Origin of the sequence: Kitasatospora sp. NPDC086801 (assembly GCF_044745805.1) — a bacterium.
Lineage (GTDB): Bacteria > Actinomycetota > Actinomycetes > Streptomycetales > Streptomycetaceae > Kitasatospora.
Window position 1 is genome coordinate 63,880 of sequence record NZ_JBIVAX010000011.1, and the last position, 20,002, is coordinate 83,881.

Annotated in this window: 16 protein-coding genes; all 16 read right to left on the reverse strand. The window is 71.6% G+C overall.

What is annotated here, in order from left to right:
• Positions 1-23: 23 nt before the first annotated feature.
• Positions 24-896, reverse strand: coding sequence for a hypothetical protein (locus ACIPLC_RS15255; RefSeq protein ID WP_400473437.1), 873 nt, complete (start codon positions 894-896; stop codon positions 24-26).
• A 118-nt stretch (positions 897-1,014) separates the two neighbouring features.
• The gene (locus ACIPLC_RS15260; RefSeq protein ID WP_400473438.1) at positions 1,015-3,678 is read right to left on the reverse strand and encodes a hypothetical protein; all 2,664 of its coding nucleotides are present in this window, start codon (positions 3,676-3,678) and stop codon (positions 1,015-1,017) included.
• 83 nt (positions 3,679-3,761) lie between these two features.
• Positions 3,762-4,580 carry a hypothetical protein gene (locus tag ACIPLC_RS15265; RefSeq protein ID WP_400473439.1) on the reverse strand — a complete coding sequence of 273 codons (819 nt, stop codon included), beginning with the start codon at positions 4,578-4,580 and terminating at the stop codon, positions 3,762-3,764.
• Positions 4,581-4,726: 146 nt separating this feature from the next.
• Positions 4,727-5,446: a hypothetical protein gene (locus ACIPLC_RS15270; RefSeq protein WP_400473440.1), complete on the reverse strand. Its 720-nt coding sequence runs from the start codon at positions 5,444-5,446 to the stop codon at positions 4,727-4,729.
• 50 nt (positions 5,447-5,496) lie between these two features.
• On the reverse strand, positions 5,497-6,462 hold the full coding sequence (locus ACIPLC_RS15275; RefSeq protein ID WP_400473572.1) for an NUDIX domain-containing protein: 966 nt from the start codon (positions 6,460-6,462) through the stop codon (positions 5,497-5,499).
• An 86-nt stretch (positions 6,463-6,548) separates the two neighbouring features.
• The gene (locus ACIPLC_RS15280; protein WP_400473441.1) at positions 6,549-7,166 is read right to left on the reverse strand and encodes a 2'-5' RNA ligase family protein; all 618 of its coding nucleotides are present in this window, start codon (positions 7,164-7,166) and stop codon (positions 6,549-6,551) included.
• Positions 7,167-7,178: 12 nt separating this feature from the next.
• Positions 7,179-9,080: an endonuclease/exonuclease/phosphatase family protein gene (locus tag ACIPLC_RS15285; protein WP_400473442.1), complete on the reverse strand. Its 1,902-nt coding sequence runs from the start codon at positions 9,078-9,080 to the stop codon at positions 7,179-7,181.
• A gap of 112 nt (positions 9,081-9,192) precedes the next feature.
• Positions 9,193-10,119, reverse strand: coding sequence for an endonuclease/exonuclease/phosphatase family protein (locus ACIPLC_RS15290; RefSeq protein WP_400473443.1), 927 nt, complete (start codon positions 10,117-10,119; stop codon positions 9,193-9,195).
• Positions 10,120-10,168: 49 nt separating this feature from the next.
• Positions 10,169-12,085 carry a glycoside hydrolase family 15 protein gene (locus tag ACIPLC_RS15295; RefSeq protein WP_400473444.1) on the reverse strand — a complete coding sequence of 639 codons (1,917 nt, stop codon included), beginning with the start codon at positions 12,083-12,085 and terminating at the stop codon, positions 10,169-10,171.
• A 156-nt stretch (positions 12,086-12,241) separates the two neighbouring features.
• Positions 12,242-12,382 (reverse strand): hypothetical protein, encoded by a 141-nt coding sequence (locus tag ACIPLC_RS15300; protein ID WP_400473445.1) that lies wholly within the window; start codon positions 12,380-12,382, stop codon positions 12,242-12,244.
• A complete protein-coding gene (locus ACIPLC_RS15305) occupies positions 12,373-13,323 on the reverse strand; it encodes a hypothetical protein (protein WP_400473446.1) in 951 nt (316 codons plus the stop codon). The genes ACIPLC_RS15300 and ACIPLC_RS15305 overlap by 10 nt, the downstream gene beginning before the upstream one ends.
• Before the next feature lie 269 nt (positions 13,324-13,592).
• A complete protein-coding gene (locus ACIPLC_RS15310; protein WP_400473447.1) occupies positions 13,593-14,150 on the reverse strand; it encodes a hypothetical protein in 558 nt (185 codons plus the stop codon).
• A complete protein-coding gene (locus tag ACIPLC_RS15315; protein WP_400473448.1) occupies positions 14,147-15,685 on the reverse strand; it encodes a Mur ligase domain-containing protein in 1,539 nt (512 codons plus the stop codon). The genes ACIPLC_RS15310 and ACIPLC_RS15315 overlap by 4 nt, the downstream gene beginning before the upstream one ends.
• Positions 15,686-15,778: 93 nt before the next feature.
• A complete protein-coding gene (locus ACIPLC_RS15320) occupies positions 15,779-17,140 on the reverse strand; it encodes a glutamine synthetase family protein (protein WP_400473449.1) in 1,362 nt (453 codons plus the stop codon).
• A gap of 71 nt (positions 17,141-17,211) precedes the next feature.
• Entirely contained in the window at positions 17,212-18,711 is a 1,500-nt protein-coding gene (locus ACIPLC_RS15325; RefSeq protein WP_400473450.1) for an amino acid permease, read from the reverse strand.
• A 44-nt stretch (positions 18,712-18,755) separates the two neighbouring features.
• Complete coding sequence (locus ACIPLC_RS15330; protein ID WP_400473451.1) at positions 18,756-19,736, reverse strand: hypothetical protein; 981 nt, start codon at positions 19,734-19,736, stop codon at positions 18,756-18,758.
• Positions 19,737-20,002: the final 266 nt, after the last annotated feature.

Below are 20,002 nucleotides of genomic sequence, written 5' to 3' on the forward strand. Positions count from 1 at the left end.
CCGGCTAATCCTGAGCCCGCCGACTACTTGCCGTTTCGCTTCTTCTTCGGCTGGCGCTTGGGCTGGACCCGCTTGCCGACCGGGCGCGCCGTGGGCGCCTTCGGCTTCTTGACCGTGGCCACGGCGGCCTGCAGAAGGGTCACGAGCTTGGCCTTGAGAGCCTGGGCTTGTTCGGGCGTGGTGGCGTCGGCGGGGGTCTCCAGCAGGTGTGCCTTGAGGAGGGCCAGCATGTCCCACTCCCAGGGACCGCGGTCACGGGGGCCGGGGATCAGCCGGACGTAGTCCTCGTCATACAGGTCTGCGAGCAGGGCGAGCGCGTCCGCGTCGCTGACGTCGTTGACCTGCTCGCGCTCTGGTGTGCCGGTGGCTACGCTCTCCGCGCGGCGTACCTCCTTCAACAGGGCCAGCCGCAGGTTCTGCAGCATCGCTACGCGCCCGCCCGCGCCGCGAGCGATCCACGCCGCCGCTGCCGCGGCGATGACGTAGTCCACGGGGCCGACTTCCTCTCCGCCGGAGAGGTCCATGGGCTCCGTGCCGGGAGGGAAGGTCGCCAGCTTCTGCAGGGCGGCGTCGCGGAACTCGGCAGGCGCGAACGACTCGATCAGGGGCCGAGCGCCTTCCGCCACTGCCTCGTTGAGGAGGGGGCCGTGCTGTTCGATAGCCGTGAAGCCGTTGTTGACGACGCGCAGGGCCTCGGTGACCGCGAACTTGTAGCGGGGCGATGGGTACGGCGTGCGTCCCGGATCGTCGTCCCAGGTGCCGATCCGGTCCACCAGGGCGGCGAACGTGTCCGGCTCCTCGTCGACCAGCGCGATGATGCCGCGCAGCGCCATGCCGCTCATCCGGCCCATCCGCTCAACCAGCGGACGGGGCAGCTGATTCATCAGATCGTTCACCGAGTTTCCCTCCCGTACCCTTCGGCGGCGCCGTGATGTCCGGCCGAGCTCCTGGGAGCCGGCGACTCCGGAGAGCGGCGTCCGGCGGGCCACGTTGGGGCCAACGCCGAAGCTGACCCTATCGCTCCGTCTGGTCGCCAGCCTGGTCGTTCGTGGTGGCAGGTGGGGAGCCGGGCCGACTGTGCCCGTCCGTGTGGCCGGCGAGCTGGCCGGAGCCGATCTCCACCGCGGCGTCGAGACCGTCGAGGTCGACGATGTATGTGGTGGGGGGCACCTCGATCTGCCAGGTCTCGGGGTCCAGCCTCCAGGCGGGGCGCAGGACGAAGCCAGGGCGGCCCTCGTACGGGCCGGCCGTGACGCGGATGCGCTGATGTTCGGTGAAACCGCCCTCCAGGACGGTGTGGACGGCGGCGGCGGCACGAGGGATGCATGCCCTGATGATCGTGTTGGGTCGGCTGCCGCTGCGGCTGCCCTGTATGTCGGGTCGGGAATCGGGCCTGTGGTCGGGGCCGTCGTATGGTTCGGCTGCGAGCGGGCCCTGCGGATGGCTGGCGTTCCGTGTGCGGTTCAGCCGTTCCCACCGCCGGGCGATGGGGTCAGCTTTCCTCTGGTCGGCTGACCTGAAACTGAGGCGTGGGATCACGTCGTGGCCGCTGTCCTGGAGCGTCTGCTCCACCAGGTCGATGACGTGCTGGTCGTTACGGAGGTGGAACAGCACGGTCCACCACGACACATCGTCAACTGGCTGTCGTTCGCGCAGGTGGAGGGCATAAAGCACCATCGCGATGACGTCCCGGACGCTGGCAGCGTCCGCAGCATCGTCCGGCACCTCCTGGTGGGGCGCGGTGAGGGTAGCGGCCCGGCGAACAGCCTCGCGCCACTGCAGCACCCTCTGACGTGCCGCCCACGGGTCAAGGGACGCGGTCGGCGGGTTGGGCTGCACGGCGGTGGTGATGGCGCCCAGGGTGGCCCAGTCGCAGACCGGGTCCGCCATGAGGTCAGCCAACCGGTACACCTCCGGCGCACCGGCCGGGCTCAGCTCCAGTCGGTCCTGGAGGTCGTCGAACTCCCCGTCCGTCAACGCCACCCGGACGACGCTGCGTCGGGCCGAGGTTAGCTGGCTGTCGTTGCGGAACGCGCTCCCGCGCAGGCGATCGGAGTCGAGGAAAAGGCTGAGCCCTTCCACGAGGAACGACCAGGCGCGGTCGGTGTTGCCTCCGCCGGCGCGCACGTTGTTGATGACGGTGGGTAGGCGAAGGAACTCGCGAGTTTTCCCTCGTGCTGAGGCGGGGCTGGGGAGGAGGACGACCTCGGTGTCCGTCCACGGCTCCCGCGGGTGGTAAACGACCACGCTCATCAGGCCCGGGTGCGCGAGCACGGTCTCCTCGCTGCGCGACCCGTCCCTGTGCCGGAGGCGTGCGCGCAGGATCCACCAGGAGATCGGCTCACCGGCATGCTCCTGACGGCAGACCCACTCCACCCGGGCCTCCTCCAGCACCGTGCGGGTCGTCAGCTGCTCCTCGTACCAGCCGCCGAACGCGGCAGAGCGGGCGACGAGTAGCGGCACCTGCCGATTGCCGCCGGTCCGTCGGTGTCCTCGGCCGATCCGGCTCAGCGCGGCCTCGACCGCCTCGGCGATCGTGGGCGCGACGGCGACGCGGTGGGTTCCGGCCCAGGAAGGCGCGCCTTCGGGGGCCGGGGCGTGCCCGGGCGGGGCGAAGAGGGTCAGGCGCGCAGCGTGGTGGAGGGCGTCGGCCGACTGGCCGAGCGTGAGCTGAGGCGGGGAGGAATGGTCGGTGGGCGCGAGGGCGATGATCTCGTCGGCCCAGGCGGCGGCTTCCTCGACCCACTGCTGTTCCTTGGGGCCCGGCGCCTGGCCGTTGCGCGGCTGGGACAGGAGGACGACCATCCGCCCGTAGCCCTGCCACTGCCGAAGGTGCTCCACGGCGCTGTCGTGCCAGTCCGGCGACGGGCCGGCAGCGGCCAGCAGCACCGAGGCAGCCCACTCGGTGGGCAGCGGCTCGCCCGCGTAGACGACGACGAACCCACGGTCCCACTCGGGCAGCCTCTCGAGGTTGCCGGGGGCGATGTCGGCACTCTCGTGTCGATCGTCGAAGTCGATCCGGTAGACGGCGGGTGTGTCGGTGCAGGTGCGCTGCTCGTCGTCGGTGCCCCACGCGACGGCGCGGAGGCGGCCAGTTCGTCCAGCGTGGACGCCGCCAGTGACCGTGACGTGAGCCCGTAGGCTCAACGCTCCGCTGGCCGGCAGGAGAAGCTGGTCGACTTGTGTCGTCAGCTCGCGTACGGCGTACTCGAAGACGGTCATCCCGCTTGACTGGTACCGGCCGTACACGTCGTCGGTGATCATGTCAGACGGCAGGGTGTCCTCCAGCGGCACGCCGTGCTGGGCGTTCAGCGCGTGCCAGAGCCTCCAGATTGCCCCTTCCACGGGTGGCGGGCCGGTGAACGGGCCGTAGTCCTGAACGCGTTCGGCCAGCCGCGCCTGCGTCAGGTCGGCCAGGCCCTTTTCGACCGGCCTGATCCAATCCTCCTCGCGTGCCGGGCCGGGCAGAAGATCGTGCAGTTCTTGATGCAGGCGTTGTGGATTGGCCAGGCGGTAGCGCACGGACCGGAGCGGGACTTGGTCAGCGTTGCAGCTGTCCTGAGCCGTGACCAGGTAGTAGATCAGGGCGAGGACGTCTCGGACGTTGTGATCAAACCGCTGGAACCCGCGGGCCGTGGCCCGGGCATCGTTCCACCGCCGCCCGCTATCGCTGACCATGCGCCAATCCTAGGCGGTGGGCCCCTGGGGCCCACCGAACACCTCATGCGGCCGGGCGGTTGCGGTAGGCCATGATGTTGGCGTCAGTAATCGACGTTGCCTGTGGCGCCCGCGGTCAGTACGACGTGGACGCTGCCGAGCGCCCCTCGGGCGTCCTCCAGGACGGGCGGCATGCCGGACCACGTCTTCCCGGGCTCCAGGTCGTCCACGGTCAGAAGGGTGGCCGGCCGCAGTGCGGCGGCGCAGTCCGACAGGAACTGCCCGAGACGGCCACGGGTCGTTCTGCCGTGCTCCTCCAGCGCCTGGAGGTTTTCGTGAACCCACTTGAGGTGGTCCTCGTCGACGCGCTTCTGCCTCGCCAGGGCCTCAAGCGCCTCGGGGCTCCAGTACGCCCGGTAGCCGGCCTGCGTCAGCAGATCGGAGGCCACGGAGCACTCACGGTCGCTGAACTGCCACTCGCGACGGTTGAGGGCGTGAGACGCCTCGGCGACATGCGGGTGGACGGCCTGCTGGAGTGGCGTGGGCGGCGTGGCGTCGTGGTCGGCCCGCATCCGCCACAACGGCATACCGGGACCTGGATCCGATGCGCGGGCCAGGCGCACGAGCCTCCGCAGTAGGTCCTCGGGTGAGAGGCCGGGCAGCCGGGGTGTCCAGGAGTGAGCGCACACGCAGGTCAGCCGGGCGGGACTGCCCCAGACCCCGGAGACGGTCAGGCCGCGGTCGGCCATGCAGAGCGGGCAACAGACGTCGAGCTCGGGTGTCCCGTCCGGCAGCGGCGGGGTGCTGAGCCAGAACACCCCGCCGAACCGGTTGCCGTAGTCCGCGCGACGGTGGCAGATCTCCAACGTTAGCTGGCCGGCCCCGTCGTGGCCGATGTGGCTCGTGGTGAAGTTCCAGGTCACGCCGTCCTACCTTTGGCTCGATCGGATAAGGCCACCGTGCTTCGGGGCTGTCCGCCGTGGTGCGAGGGTAGCTGACGGAGAGTCGGACGTCTGGCCGTTGCGGCCTGCAAACTGGGGTGGTGGCGGGAGGGCGGTGCCGGTGCCCATCACGCCGGAGCTTGGGGGCGGACCGGGGCGTGAGCGGCGACGGCATCCAGCAGGATGTGCAACGGCTGGTTGCCGCCCGCGAGGTGCGGTGCTTGTTCAGCGAGGAGGCGGTCCAGCTGCTCGCTATGGAAGCGGATGGCCGAGCTGATGCCCGCTCGGGTGTAGGGGACGGGGGCTGCGGCCAGGCGCTCCGCCCAGGTGTCCCAGACGGTGCCACCGTGGCGGTGGTGGGTCGTCCCGCTCTGGCGGTCACGCAAGATCATCGCTGCGACGAGTAGGTGACGTGCGAGCTGGAGGGCGAGGTGGGAGCCGATCAGAACGTCACCTCGGGCGGTCTTGACGGCGGCGAGGACCGCGTCGAAGCGGAACGCTTCGAGCAGCTCCGCCAGCGGATCCGCCGCCGGGGCAGTCGCACCTGGATCACGGGAGTTGCTGTTGGCGAGGACGGTGACGTCGATGCGGCGCAGGTCGACGAGCACCAGGCGCAGCCCGTAGCCGTTGGCGGTGGCCTCTCGGCTGGCAGTGAAGAGCGGCCCGAGCTGGGACAGCGCCGAGCTGGCGAACTCCTCGGCCACCTGGGCGGGGTGGTGGTCCGCGGTCAGGACCAGGTCGAGGTCGGACCACAGATCCATATCGCCGCCGTCCGCGCCGGCCGAGCCGTGGACCCGCAGGTCGCGGATGCGCGGATCGCGGGCGGTGATCTTCCTGAGCGTCTTCACGGTCGACTGCTGCCAGCCCGGCTCGGGCAACCCGTGGTGCGATGTCCCGATCACAGCAGCTGCACCGGGGGCAACTGGGGTTGGGCGAGCAGGATCGCGGCGAGACTGCCTGCTTCCCGTATCCCGCCGGCGAGGGCCAGCCGCACCGCCTCTGCGGCGGGCACCCAGCGCATCGTCATCCCCGCCTCGGTGGGCTCCCGGTTGACCTGTCCTCGGGCGAGGTCGGTGGCGAGCAGAAGGTGGGTGGTGGTGCGGGCCGCGCCCGGCAGCGGGTCGATGCGGCCGAGCACCTCCAGCCGTCCGGCCCGCCACCCGGTCTCCTGTTCCAGCTCGCGCCCGGCCGCCACCAGCACGCCCTCGCCCTTCTCGACGCCACCGCCGGGGAGGTGGAGGACCGGGTGGGCGGGTTGCAGATAGAAGTGATCCTCCAGCAGGGCGACGTCACCGCTCGCGTTGAGCGCCACGACGCGCACGGTGTCGGCCACCTCGATGTACTCGTACGTGCCCTCGTGCCCGTCAGGCCGACGGACGTCGTCGCGCCGCATGGTCAGGTACGGGCCCTGGTGGATGACCCGGCTGTTCAGCGTCGCCCAGCCCTTGGGTGAGGGGCCCGCCGGGTTGGCGCGGGAGAAGGCGTCGAGCGCCAGCCACGCCTTCTCCAGCGCCGGGCGGGCGTCGTCGAAGGCGGTGACGAGGTCGGCGTACAGCGGCCACCGCCGTTCGCCCGAACCAATGGCGGGCGCCTCGCTCTGGCCGCGCCACTGCTCAAGCGCGGTGCGCAGGGCCAGCACCGGGCGAAGGCCGTCGCGGGCCTGGCCGACGGTGACGGCGACGCTGGCCGGTAGTGCGCCGGTGGGGATGGCGGCCAGCGCCGTGTCGAGGGCGCTCGCATCGTGGACGAGCTGGCCCGGGGTGTCGGCCGCCGGTGTCAGGGGCGCCAGTGGTGGGCGGGTGGTGAGTTCCACGCAGGCGTCCCAGGCCCGCCGCCTGGCCTCGTCGTCGCTGTCCACGGGCATGATCTCCACAGACTCCCTCCGTCTCGTCGCTCGCTTCCCGGCACGCTACCGGTGCCCCACGCGGCTTCGCGGGGCACCGGTAGCGCTCACACGCTGCCGTGGAGCGGAAGTTCGGCCACCGGCTCCCAACGGTAGAAGCCCGCGTCCGGGTCCTGGATCTGCATCACCAGGTGCACGGTATCGACGGTGATGGTGACCCGCTCGGGTCGCAGCTGCCGCAAGGCCCGGTTCAGGAGGTAGTCATCCGCTTGGCCGGCGTCGGCCTTGGCGTAGGCGATTGCGGTGTGCGGCCAGAACCTCTTCTCCTCCGGGCGCAGTTCGAGGCCCTTCACCCGGTCGGCCGCCGCCCGCACCTTCCGGTTGAGCGCGGCCATCGGCTCCTCCGGATACGGGGCGACGGTGACCGCGGTGACGCCCGGCCACGTCGGACCGAGCTGGACCTCGAACGGCACCACGTCGGCGAGTTCCGCGCGGGCCTCCTCCTCCAGCCGCTTCACCTGCTCAGGGCCGGCCGGGTGGTGGACGCCCTGCACGGTGATGTGCAGCCACTGGGCCGGCACCGCCGCCAGGTGCTTGAAGCGGCCGAGGACCTCGGTGTGCTGCCGCGCGTACTCGACGTACTGCGGGTACCGGTCGAGCAGGATCAGGAAGTGCGGGTAGGGGCCGTTCGGCCAAATCCGCTGTACGTCGAAGAAGTTCCTCACAGTGCTCTCCGGTCAGGGCAGGATCTTGGACAGCGCGACGTCTACCACGACCAGCAGGTGGTCGGACGCCGCGAGGGCGGTCGGGCTCCGGTGGACGCGGTAGCCGACCAGCGCCGGGGCCACGGGCCGGGTCGCCAGGGCGAGATCGATCCGGCGCGGCCCCCACGGGTCCGGGTCGCCCTCGCCGTCCTCCCAGTGCCCCACCGTCGGCTCCCACGGCACGCGGAGATGGGCGGCGGCGTCGACCATGAAGCCGCGGCGCAGCAGCATGGCGGTGGGCCGGCGGTCGGCGAGGTTGGTGTCGCCGATCGTCTCGGGGCGGCACTGGTATTCGAGGTCGTCGTGGTCCTGGACGGTGTAGGGCTCGGCGTCGTAGAGCCGTTCCGCACCGTCGATGGTGACGGTGGCGGCGGAGATCGAGTTGAAGTCGCCGAGGACGAGGACGTGCCGGGCGCCGCCGGTGCGGCGGAACGCACCCTTGAGCCGCCGTGCCTCGTCCGCCCGGACGTCCGGTCGGAACGGGTCGCCGTGGTAGCTCGCAATCAACAACGGGGCCTGCGCGCCGATGTCGAGCTGGATCGTCGTGCATCCGTGCCAGTAATCCGGTGATCCGTAGGCACGGAACCCTCCGGGCATCGGGGTGACCGTGGCAGGGCTCCACAACACGGCCGTGAACCAGGGACGATGGCTGTTGCGGGCCATCGCGACAGCCCCGGTGCTGCCGTCGGAGCGCACGGTGGTGGCGGTGAGTCCGCACTCGTGGGCCAGGCGCTCGATGACGGCGGCGGCCTGCGTGTCCCAGCGGTGGTGCCGTTTCGCCTCGTCGACGATCCCGTTCTCGTCGGCGTCCTCGGGTGTGTCCTCGTCGACCAGGATCTCCTGCAGACACAGGACATCCGGGGCGACCTCGCGGATCGCGGTGACCCGGGCCTTCCACCCTTCGGTGCCGACGTCGCGGGGATGCAGCTTGTAGGCGTTGAGGTTCGCGATAGTGACCAGATCGGCGGCGTCCGGGGCGTCTGCGGCCTCCTGCTCACTCACCCGCTCGGCGCCGGTGAACGGCCACCAGGCCAACGCCTTGTCGTCGCCGGCCTTGTAGCGGGGCCAGAGCTGCCCGGCGGGGTCGTCGTGCTCGGCACGGTCGATGGCGTCGGCGACCGCCTGTGGCCCGTCCTCCCGGCACGCGCGGGCGAGTTCCTGCCACGAGTACAGCTCGTACTCCTCGATGCCGGCGGAGATGCCGTCGGTGGCGATCACGACCTCGGCCAGGTCGTCGGTCGGCCACGACGCGGTGATCGCGTTGAGGCCCGCCTCTGGCACGGCCTCGGCGATCCAGTACCCGCCGGGGCGGTTGACCACGCTGCTCTGGAAGTCGCGCAGTTCCTTGAGGATGTGGCGGTGGCGCTCGCCGAAGCCGTGACCGGCGCGCAGGAGGTCGCGGTACTCGCGAACCTGCGGCTGGGCGTTCACCAGCACGGCGAGCCGGTCGTCGCGCACCGGGTGCAGCGAGCCGTCGCGGCCGATGGCGACAACGGGGCTGTCGCCGAGGACCACCGCCTCGATCCGCTGCGCGCGCCGTCGCACGATCGCCACGGTGGAGGCCGGGGACGAGCCGGGGAGGAGCGCGTGCTCGTCGGCCACGGTGCCGATCGCGGTGGCGAGTACCTGGCGCAGGTCCATGCCCGGATCCCGGTTCAGGAGCTGGGCGATGGCGGAGCCGAGGGTGTCGGCGTACCAGCCGCCTCGGGGCTGGTCGTCGGTGACGGTGGAGACGCCGTCCAGGACGATGACGGCGTGGTCGGTGGTGATCACCCGGTCCTCGCTGAGGCGACCGTGGCCGGCGAGTTCGCCGATCCGGACGGCGGAGCCGCCCACCAGGGCTGTACGAGGGCTGGTACCTGGTCTGCTCTTCATGAAGAACTCCGTTCTGGTCAGGCAGTGGCGGCGGTCGAGGTGCTCTGGCGGGGCGGTGGGCGGGGCTGCCGCTGCGGGCTGTCTGTCTGTGCTTGGCCGCGCCCCGGGGCGGTCAGTCCGCGGGGGTGACGGTCTCGGCGAGCCGGTAGTCGAAGACCGGCTGGCGCGCGAGGCCGCTCATGAACGCGTCGGTGTCCCAGACCGAGATGGTGAGCGGGTGGTCGGACACCTCGGGCAGCGGGATGACCTCGAACTTCCGCAGCGCCGGCAGCAGAACGCGGGAAGCACGCTGGAAGTCGATGCGCTGGGGATGCCCCTGACGGCGGGCGACCGCGGGGTACTGGCTGGCGGTCGGCGCGAGGGCATCGGCCTGGCCAAGGCGGGCGGCCGCGTGGAGCGCGATGTCGTCGATGCCGACGGCGGTGAGGATACGGTCGGGCTCGGTGTCGCTCTCGCCGCCGCCACGGGTGCGGTGTTCCTGGTGGCTGCGGTCGACGACGTTCGGCCAGTCCGGGAACGGCTGCAGCTCCTGGCCGGAGCGGCTGTAGGAGTTGAAGTCCCCGCCGAGGAGCACGGCCAGGTTGGGCCGGTGCCAGGTGGTGATGCTGCGGGCCTCCATCTGGCGGCGTTCGGGCGAGCGCGGGCTCAGGTGCACCGAGGCGAGTTGGAGCGGCACGCCGCTCTCGCCGTGCTTCACGGACACGACGCACGGCGGGAGCCACCACTCCTTCTCCTGCGGCCAGACGCCGGTCACCCGGAAGGTGTCTTCCCGGACGAACAGCCCCGGGGGGTTGTACGACTCCGCCGGTGAGGCGGGGGCGAGGAAACCACGCATGCCGAGCAGCCGCTCGGCCTCGTACAGCAGCCGTCCGCCGTCGGCGCCGGAGTGGCTCATCTCCTGCCGGAAGAGGACGTCGAAGGGGTACTTCGCGAGCACCTCGTGGGCCGCCCACCACTTGTCGAAGTGGCCTCCTCCCCTGGGGTTCTTGGTGATGCCGTCGTGTTCGAGGTTGAAACTGCCGATCGTGACCGTGCCCATGGACGCTCCTCTCACCGCGGGGTGGACTTGGGGTGGTAGCGCAGAACCGTCAGAGTCGTACGCCCGCCAGGGCGCCGACGGGGTCGTGACGACGCTGCGCGGGCAGGTGGACGGCGCCGCAGGCGGTCAGCCGCAGTGCGGTGTCGATCAGGGCGAGGTGGCTGAAGGCCTGCGGGAAGTTGCCGACTTGGCGCCCCAGCCGTGGATCCCACTCCTCGGCGAGCAGGCCGAGGTCGTTGCGCAGCGCGAGCAGCCGGTCGAACAGTTCGCGCGCCTCCTGGAGGCGGCCGATCATGGCGAGGCCGTCGGCCAGCCAGAACGAGCAGGCCAGGAAAGCGCCCTCGTGGCCGGACAGCCCATCCACGTTCGCGACGTGGCCCCCGGACCGGTCGTCGTGGGTGGGGTAGCGCAGCACGAAGCCGTCCTCGGTGGACAGTTCACGCTGGATCGCCTCGACGGTGGCGATGACGCGCTTGTCGTCGGCGGGAAGGAACCCGACGGCGGGGATGAGCAGCAGCGAGGCGTCCAGTTCCCGGCTGCCGTAGTACTGGGTGAACACGCCGCGCTCGGGGTCGACGCCGTGGGCGCAGACGTCGGTGTGGATCTCCTCGCGCATCGCGCGCAGGCGTGCCACGGCCCGGCCGGTGCCGGGGCGCCGGGCGAGGAGGGTGGCGGCCCGGTCGAAGAACACCCAGCTCATGACCTTGGAGTGGGTGAAGTGCCGGCGTGGGCCGCGCACTTCCCAGATCCCCTCGTCGGGCTCGCGCCAGCGCCGCTTCAGCTGGTCGGCGAGTGCGAGCAGCAGTTCGTCGGCGTCCCGGTCGCGGGGCAGGCCGGCGTCGTCGGCCAGCAGCAGGGCGTCCGCCAGTTCGCCGTAGACGTCGAGTTGCAACTGGCCGGCGGCGCCGTTGCCGATCCGCACCGGCCGGGAGCTCTCGTAGCCGGGCAGGTGGTGCAGGACCTCCTCGTCGGTGTCCGTCGTGCCGGAGAGCCGGTAGAGCGCCCGCAGGTTGGAGGGGTCCAGGCAACTGGTGAGCCAGTCCCTCCACGCCCCGGCCTCCTGGACGAAGCCCAGCCGCAGCAGGGAGGAGACGGCGAGCGCGGAGTCACGCGGCCAGGTGAAGCGGTAGTCCCAGTTCCGTTCGCCACCGATCTGTTCGGGCAGGGAGGTGGTGGGGGCGGCGATGATCCCGCCGTGCATGTGGCACATGGCCTTGAGGGTGATGGCGGAGCGCACCACGGCCTCGCGGTCCGGCCCGGTGTAGGTGCAGCCGGAGGACCACGCGAGCCAGAACGCGAGGGTGTGGCCGAGGGCGCGGTGGGCGTCGGGCACGGTGGGCGCGGGGTGGCGGGCCTCCTGCCAGGTGAGGACGAGGGCGACGCGCTGCCCGGCGGCGACCGGGAAGTCCGCGCGGCAGGTGCCGTGACGCCCGGGGCTGTGACGCGGGCCGGCCTGCAGCCAGAACGCGTCGGTACCGCTGATGGCGCCGATGGCATGGGGGTGGGCTTGACCGTGTCGCTCGGCGCGCCGGATGTCCGGCTGGTGAGCCCCGTATCCGGGGCGAGGGCGGAACTCGGAGGCGACGCGGACCTCCCCGGACAGGCCCTCGATGATGCGGATGACCTCGGCGGGCGCGTGGTCGGTGTCGTCGGGCGCGGGCATGAAGTCGATGACCCGGATGGATCCCTCAGGGGTATCCCATTCCTGTTCCAGGACGAGGGAGTCGCCCCGGTACCGGCGCCGGGTGCTCGCCGCAGGCGGCGCGCCGTCGTACCCGGCGGGGCCGACGCGCCAGAAGCCGTGCTCCTCACTGCCGAGCAGCGCGGCGAAGACGGCCGGGGAGTCGAACCGGGGCAGGCATAGCCAGTTGAGCGACCCGTCACGGGTCACCAGGGCCGCGCTGCGCGTGTTGCCGATCAGGGCGTGGTCCTCGATCAGCGGGGCCGGCATTGGGCTGGAGAGCATCAGGCTCCTGTCGTGGGAATCGGGGAACTGGGCAGGGATATAGGTCTGGTGGCGTCGCGTTCGGGAGGGTGTCGGCCTTGCGTGTGTTCGATGGCGGGCCCGGCGTGGGCGGGCACGGGTGCCACGTTTCAGTGGGTCCGGCGCGGACGGGCGGTCTCAGCGCGGGCCGGTGGCCGGGGCGCTGAGGTGGTCGAGGGCCGCGCGCACGGTGGCGGCGAGGCCGGTGCCCGAGCCGGCCAGGTACAGCGTCGGGCTGCCGTCGGGGGTGTAGTGCTGCGGGTACTCGGTCAGCTGCACGGTGCACCGCCGGAGGCGGCGACCGGGCCGGGCTTGCCGAGCAGGAGGACCATGACGACGGCGTGGGTGCGGGTCCGGGCCCCGATGGCGGTGGTGGCCCGGGTGATCACGCCGCCGATGGTGTCCTGGTTGATGCCGGTCATCCGTGCGACGGTGCGCACCTCGTGGGTGGCGAGCAGGGTGAGTACCTCCTGGTCGCGTTGGGCGAGTTCCGGGAGCCGGTCGGGCAGCGCCGCGCGCAGCTCGGCGGTGTCGAGCAGCTCCGACATGATGAGGTCGGCGATGGTGCGGGTGCGATCGGCGAGGCCTCGGCGGCGCATCACCCGGGACATGAGGTTGGCGGCGGCGCTGGCGGAGCAGCCGAGCTGCCCGGCGACGCCCTCGTAGGTGTGGCCGAGGGCGAGCTGCAGAGCGACATCGTGCTCGCGTGGGCTGAGTCCATCGGTGGTCTTGGAGGCCACGCTGAGGGATCCGGAGCTGCTGATCAGCACGCGGCGTGCCCTGCTGGCCCGGGCCTCGCGCAGCCAGAGATCGGTCGCGATGATCAGGCAGCTCCCGACCGGGAGCCTGAGAGCACGGGCCGCGGCCCGGTAGGGGTTGGTTCCCTGCTCGCGGTACTCTGCCGCACTCACGGAGGCGGACCACACGTTGGGGATGCGTTGGGCGGCGAGCATGGCGGTCACGTGGCGACCGAGCTGCTCGGTGACCAGGGCGCAGGGGACGGCCATGGAGCCCGCGCGCATCAGCAGCCGCAGCAGCGGGGCGGGCACGGCGGCCGACACGGGGGCACCCGTGGCCAGGAGGAACGGGTCGGCGCCGGACAGACGGGTGGCGGGCAGCTGAGCGAGGGCGGCGGCGTCGACGAGGACGCCCGCATGGTTGATCAGGTGGCGGTCCAGGTCGCGGGCCGCCAGTCCGTCGGCAGGTCGTAAGGTGCTCATCTTCTGTCTCGGTTGTCGGGGTGCGGCCCTGGCCCGAAACGGCCGCCATGGGATGGTGCGGTGGAACGGGTGCTCAGCCGGCCGGCCGGGGCAGATCCTGCTGGGCGATCAGGCGGTCCACGACGGCCAGGGTGCCGAAGGCGGTAAGGGCGAAGACCGCCAGCTAGAGCGGTTGGGAGACGTCGGCCCGGTGTCGGATGAGGTAGAGGACAGCGAATCCGACCTGGACTCCGAGGAGGAAGTAGACCACCCCGAGGCGCGGCGGGAGTTCACGCGGCCTGTCCCTGGGTCACGGCGTGGTGCAGCGGCTCGGAAGGCCAGGACGGGTCGATGTCGCTGAGCAGCACCAGACCGGACAGGACCGCGGCGATGCTCGCCTGCACCTGGGATCGCACCCCCAGCCAGGCACGCAAGTCCCTGCCGTAGCTGCGCACGGTGGTGGTCGCGACGTCGAAGTCCGCCGCGAGCTCCGGGGCGGTGCGCCCGCCGACCCAACCCACCAGGACACGGTGGAGGCGCCGGGGGAGTCGGGATTTGGCGGTGAGCACGGTGCAGGGCTGCGCGGTGTTGGTGATGATGCGGTGCGCGGTGCCCCAGGCGACGAGCTGGGGCGCGGTGCGGGTGCCAGTGACCGTGAGTAGCTCCTTGACGGCTGCGTCGACGTCGGCGCGCTCCCACGGGAGTTCGGGGTCGGCCGCGATCGTTCGGGCGGTGGATTCGGTGGCGATGTGTTCGAGCAGGCGGACCTGCTGTTCGGTCAGGTGGTAGGCGGGCAGGGTGGCGGCGGCCATGGTGGTGGTGTCTCCGGTGGTCGGCGGGCGGTTCACGGGCGGTCGGCGCCCGGGGCGCCGGTCGGGGTGAGGCGGTCCAGCACGCGGGGCCCGAGCCGTTCGGCCTGGCCGGTTCCGACGACCAGCACGAGGTCGCCCTCGGTGGCCATCTCGACGATCCGTTGCTCGGGGCCGGGTTGGCACGGGCCGGAGCGCACGCGGTGGACCGCCCCGTCTCCGAGGACGCGGACGGCGGCCCGCTCGACGGCGTCCAGCGGGTCAGGCCCGTCGTGTCCGGACAGCGGGGTGGCGACCGGCAGGAGCAGTGCTAGGTCGGCGTCGCCGAGGGCGGCGCCGAGTTCGGCGGCGTGGGCGCTGGTGCGGGCGATGCCGTCAGGCTCCAGGGCGACGATCACGTTCCCCTCGGTGAGCATCCGGGCGGCCGTGACGTCCTGGGCGATCTCGCGCGGGTGCCGGGCGCGGGAGTCCGCCACGGTGATGCCGCACTGTGTGCCGAGCATGGCGAGCGAGCGAGTGACGCCGCGGAAGGCGGCGAGGCGCGTCGCCACGGTCTGCGGGTCCTCGCCTGCGACGAGGGCAGTGGCGATGGCGGCGCACGCCGCGAGGGCGTGGTGGCGGCCGATGACTGCAACGGTGAACTGGTGCTGCACGCCCTGGTATCTGAGGGTGAGGAGGTGCTCGACGCCGAGCCACCGGGGTGTGAGGACCCACACGTCGGCGCTCTCGTCGAGGCCGACGGTCACCACCGCCACGTTGGGGTCGGGCCGGTCCGTGAGTCTCTCGTGCACGATGGTGGCGCCCTTGTCCCACAGCGGCAGCACCACCGTGGTGGACGACCGGGCGAGGTTGGTGGCGGCGTTCAGGGCCTCGATGGTGTCCTCGAAGTGCGGCACGGTCCTGGCGACGGCGGTGATCAGCGTCACCGAGGGTTGCGGGCGCTGGTGCGGGTTCGCGGTGCTGGGACGGTAGTTATTCCAGGACCTGAGGGGAGCGGCCTCGTGGGTGGTGGTGTCCGGGCACAGGTCCACCACCAGCCGCCGGTCGCCACCATGCCCCGGCTGGCGGTTCCGGGCGGGGGCGTTGAGGATCCAGCCGGTGCGTCCGTCGTTCAGCGCGGCGGCGAGCACTGCTGCTGCCGTCGCGGTGTCGTGGCTGCCGCCGACGGCCACCAGCTGCCGGCCGAAGCCCGCAGTCAGCGAGGCGAGCGCGTGCGCGCGGGCGAGCACCGGCAGTTTCAGCTCCTGGGCGCGGTCGAATTCGGGTTGCGGAGCGGCCACCACCCCCGACCACACGACACAGGTCCGGTCCTCGCGGACGTTGCGCGCGTCGAAACCGACCACCACGCCGACCCCGGCCTCACGCAACCGGGCGGCAGCGGCGCCGTCCTGGTCGGCGGGCTCGATGCTGCCGGTCACGTCCAGGCCGTGGGAGACCAGCCACAGCGCCAGGCCCTCCATACCGGGCTTCGCCGCATCGACGAGGTGTGCCCGGGCCAGCACGTCGGGCCGATCAGGGGTGGGCTTCGCGTCGCCGTTCGGGCGAGGGCGGGCGGCGGTGTCCACGGTCTCCATGGAGTCCTCCAGCAGGTGAGGGCGAGGGTGAGGGGTGAGGTTGGACCGGGCCGGTCGCGGGCAGGGGGTGTGGCGCCGCGACCGGCCCGGGGCTCATGCCTGGGTGAGACCGCGCTCCAGCTCGGCGTCGGTGACGCGGGCGGCATGGTGGTCCAGGTCCAGGCGGGCGACGCGCGCCAGGTGCGCGACGACCGGCTCGTCGAGCAGTTCGCCGGCCAGTGCGCTGGTCTCGAAGGCGGCGAGTGCCTCGGCCAGGCACTGCGGCACGGGCAGCGCCTCACGGTTCAGGTAGGCGTCGCCGCGGGTGGCGGGCGGGGGCTTGAGGCCGGCCTCGACGCCGTGCCGGACACCGGCCAGGACGGCCGCCAGCGCGAGCATCGGGTTGGCGTCCGCGCCGGGTAGCCGCACCTCCAGCCGCAGGCTGCGGCCGTGCCCGACCAGGCGCACCGCGCATGATCTGTTGTCGTGGCCCCAGGTGAAGCGGGCCGGGGCGAACGAGTGCGGCTGCAGGCGCTTGTAGCTGTTCACGTATGGTGCCCACAGCGGGGCGGTGTCTGGCAGCACGGTCAGTAGCCCGGCCACCGCCTGCTCGCCCAGCTCCGACAGTTCGGTCCCGTCGGCAGGGTCGGAGGCCAGCATTGTCCGGCCGTCGAAGTCGTGCAGCGACACGTGCAGGTGTAGGCCGCTGCCGACCCCGGTGGACGGGGCCGCCATGAACGACGCCGTCAAACCGGCTTCGTCCGCGATCGTCTTCGCGGCGTGCTTGAACAGCACGTGCTGCTCGCACGCGGCCAGCGCCTGCCCGTACGGGAAGGTGACCTCGATCTGGCCGGCACCGCCCTCGCCTTTGACAGCCTCGACCGGCATGTCCGCGCCCGTGAGGACCTCCCGGAGTCGTCGGCCGAACTCCCGTACCACCGGCGGCTGGTCCAGGGCGTAGTCGCGGTTGTCCCACACGGCGGGGCGAAGCCCACGCCACCCGGCCGCAGCCGCATCCCGGGCGGTGCCCTCGTACAGCACGAACTCCGTCTCGATCCCCACCGCCGGCACCACACCGAGCCCGGCGAGCCGGTGCAACTGCTCGTTCAACACCGTGCCCGGACCCAGCGGGTGCGGCCAGCCGCCGCCGATCGGCTCGGCGAGCACCAACGCGGTGCCCGGCAGCCACGGCAGCAGCCGGGCCCGCTTCGTGTCAGGCAGCAGACCGACGTCGCCGAAGCCGCTCGCCCAGGAGAACGGCCCACTGCTCGCCGGAGTCATGGCCAGGTCGGTTCCCAGCACGTACCCGCACATCTCCGGGGCAAGACGGCCCGACCGCAACCGGTCCACCAACCAGGCCGCGTCGTACTCCTTGCCCTTGAGCCGACCCTGCACATCGACGGCCGCCAGCAGCACCGTCGCGATCCCGAAGTCGGCCATCAGCCGGTGCAGCGGCCCGGTGGGAGAGGCTGCCATCGGCGAGTTGCCAGCCACGCGGTACCGGGCTGCCCGCATCGTCGCCGTACGGCCTGCGCGGCGGCGGCTCGTCACACGACCTCCTCGGTCAGCTCGACCAACTCGGCCGACTGCTGGACCGGCGGCGAGTACGAGCGCCCCGCCTTGAGCCACCACAACCACGCCAGCAGCAGCACCACCGCGAGCGCCAGCGGTGCATAGTTGAAGGTGTCAACGGTCACCGGATAGCTCTGGGGCAGGCACACCAGCACGCTCACCACCGCCACCCAGCCCACCGCGATCCACCCGATCAACGGCCCCCGGCGGCCCAGATTCCACGGCCCGGGCCGGAACTTCCGGCCCCTGCGAAGCCGCAGGTAGATCGGCACCGCGTACGCCGGCGTCATCCCCACCACGTTGACGGCGGTCACCGCCCCGTACGCGGTCGTGCTGTACAGCGACGGCAGCGCCAGCACCGCGGCTGCCCCCACCGACAACCACACCCCGGCCACCGGCGTCCCGGTGCGCTCCGACACCCGGCTCCACAGGCCCGAGGCGGGGAGCGCGCCGTCCCGGGAGAACGCGAAGACCATCCGCGCTGACGCCGCCGTCTCCGCGTTGCCGCAGAACACCTGCGCCACGATCACCACCACGAGAAGCACCTTCGCCCCAGTCGTTCCGAGCGCGTCGGCGAAAACCTGCGCCGGGGGCACGCCGGTGGGCGAGTTGAGGACGCCGGAGTAGTCCTGGATGGCGAACAGCATGCCGGCCAGCAGAACGGTGCCGGCGATCCAGCTCACCCAGATCGAACGGACGATCCCGCGCGGCGCGGACACCGCCGCCTTGGTGGTTTCCTCGGCCATGTGCGCGGAGGCGTCGTAGCCCGAGAAGGTGTACTGCGCCAGCAGCAGCCCGATCGCGCTCACGTAGATCGGGTTGCTCCAGCCGGTGTTGTTGACGAAGTGCCCGACGACCCAGCCGGCCTCCTGGTGGTGGCTGGGCACGATCGCGAGCGCGCCGACGATCAGCACAACGCCGCCGATGTGCCACCACACCGAGATCGAATTGAGGAAGGCGACCCGGCGCACGTTCGGCAGGTTCAGCAGCGCGTGGAGCAGCAGGACGGCCGCAAAGATCCCGAACAGGCCGACGGGCGTGGGCTCGTAGCCGAACTGAAGGTTGAGGAAGGCTCCGATGAAGCTGGCGGCGCCGTAGTCGATGCCGCAGATGCCGCCGATCAGACCGAGCAGGTTGAGCCAGCCGACCAGCCAGCCCCACCGCGGGCCACCGAGCTGGTGCGCCATGAAGTACAGGCCCCCGCTCGTCGGGTAGGCCGAGGTCACCTCGGCGAGCGCCAGGCCGACGAAGAGGACCATCGCACCGACGCCGATCCAGCCCCAGAACATCACCGCCGGACCGCCGGTGTTCAGGCCGAACGCGAACATCGTCATGCACCCGGACAGGATGCTGATGACGGAGAACGAGCTGGCGAAGTTGCCGAACTCGCCCATCCGCCTGCTCAGCTTGGGCTCGTAGCCGAGCTGACGCAGCCGATCCTCGTCGGACAGCTCAGCGGCGTGGACGGGGGACATCGAAGTCGACCTCCATGGGGAGAAGGTGGGCAGGGACGGGGTAGTCAGGCCAGGGCGGTCGCCCGGCCAGCGAAGGACTGCTGGCGCGCGGTCAGCAGCAGGTCCTCCGCCTTCTCCGGCGAGTCGGCGACCAGGCTCCACGGGGCCCTGGAAGCGAACTGTCCGAGCGCGGTGAAGACCTCAGCGGCGGTGTCCATCCGGGCCGACGCCCACAACGCATGGGCGAGGTAGCTGAGATCGGCGACCGGCCACGACCCGGGCTCCGAAGCGGACCAGCTCTCGTACGCGCGCAGAGCACGGGAGAAGTGCGGCTCCCGTAGCCACTGCCGGAGCACCACCGCGTTCCGCCGAGGCTCGTTGCGGTACTGCTCGACCGATAAGTACAACGGCAGGGCAGCCAGCGGCGAACCGGCCGGCACCCTCGGCACGACGACGTTCACGAAGTCCGCCGCCGCTGGCCGGTAGACCTGCTGCCAGTAGCGGAGCATGCGGTGATGGGCCTCCCGGTTGCCCGGATCGCGCCTTTGCGCTTCGTCGAGCAGCCCCCACGGGCCGGGCGGCAGCATCGGGTCCGACGAGCGCTGCTGGTGCTCGGGCCGTGCCCTGGGCCGGTCCAACACGGCCAGGGCGAGGAGGCAGACCCACGGCACGGGATCCGGAGGCAGTACGTTGGAGGCGGCCCAGCACGACTCGCGCGCTGCCTGCTCCAAGGCCCCGGCCTTCAGTGAGCCGGCCTCGGCTGCGGCCAGGGCGTGCTCGACCATCACCCTGGTCCGCAGGATGGCGAGCCCAGGGTCGTCCGGCTCCTCGTGTGCCCAGTTGGTCAGCACCGTCGACCGGGCCGCGACCAGCGCCAGCACCTGCGTCCGAGAGGTCCGCCGGCCGGCCTGCGCCGTGGTGGCCAGCAGCCGCTGCGTCGACAGCCAGCGTCCGGTCCGCAGATCGTCCACCGCGGTGCGGAGCGCGCCATCGAACCCGGCAGGGTGGTAGACCGGCACCAGCCGTATCGGACGTGCGGGGTGCATGGTTCGAGTGCTCCATTTCATGGGCATGACAGACTGGTGCGTTCGAAGTCGTAACGCGGATCGAACCGTGATCAACCGGGTTCCGCACGGCGGCGAGCGGGCCCGGGGAGCCGGGGGCGCCACCTGGATTCCTGGTCTCCGGCAGCGAGTCACACCAAAGCAGCACGAAGAGTGGGAGGACAGAGCAGACTTGACGCACTGATGACGCATTGCTGCGGCAAAGTGGATGCTGGGCTGCGTCTTTGGCGCGTGGACAGAGTTTGGGA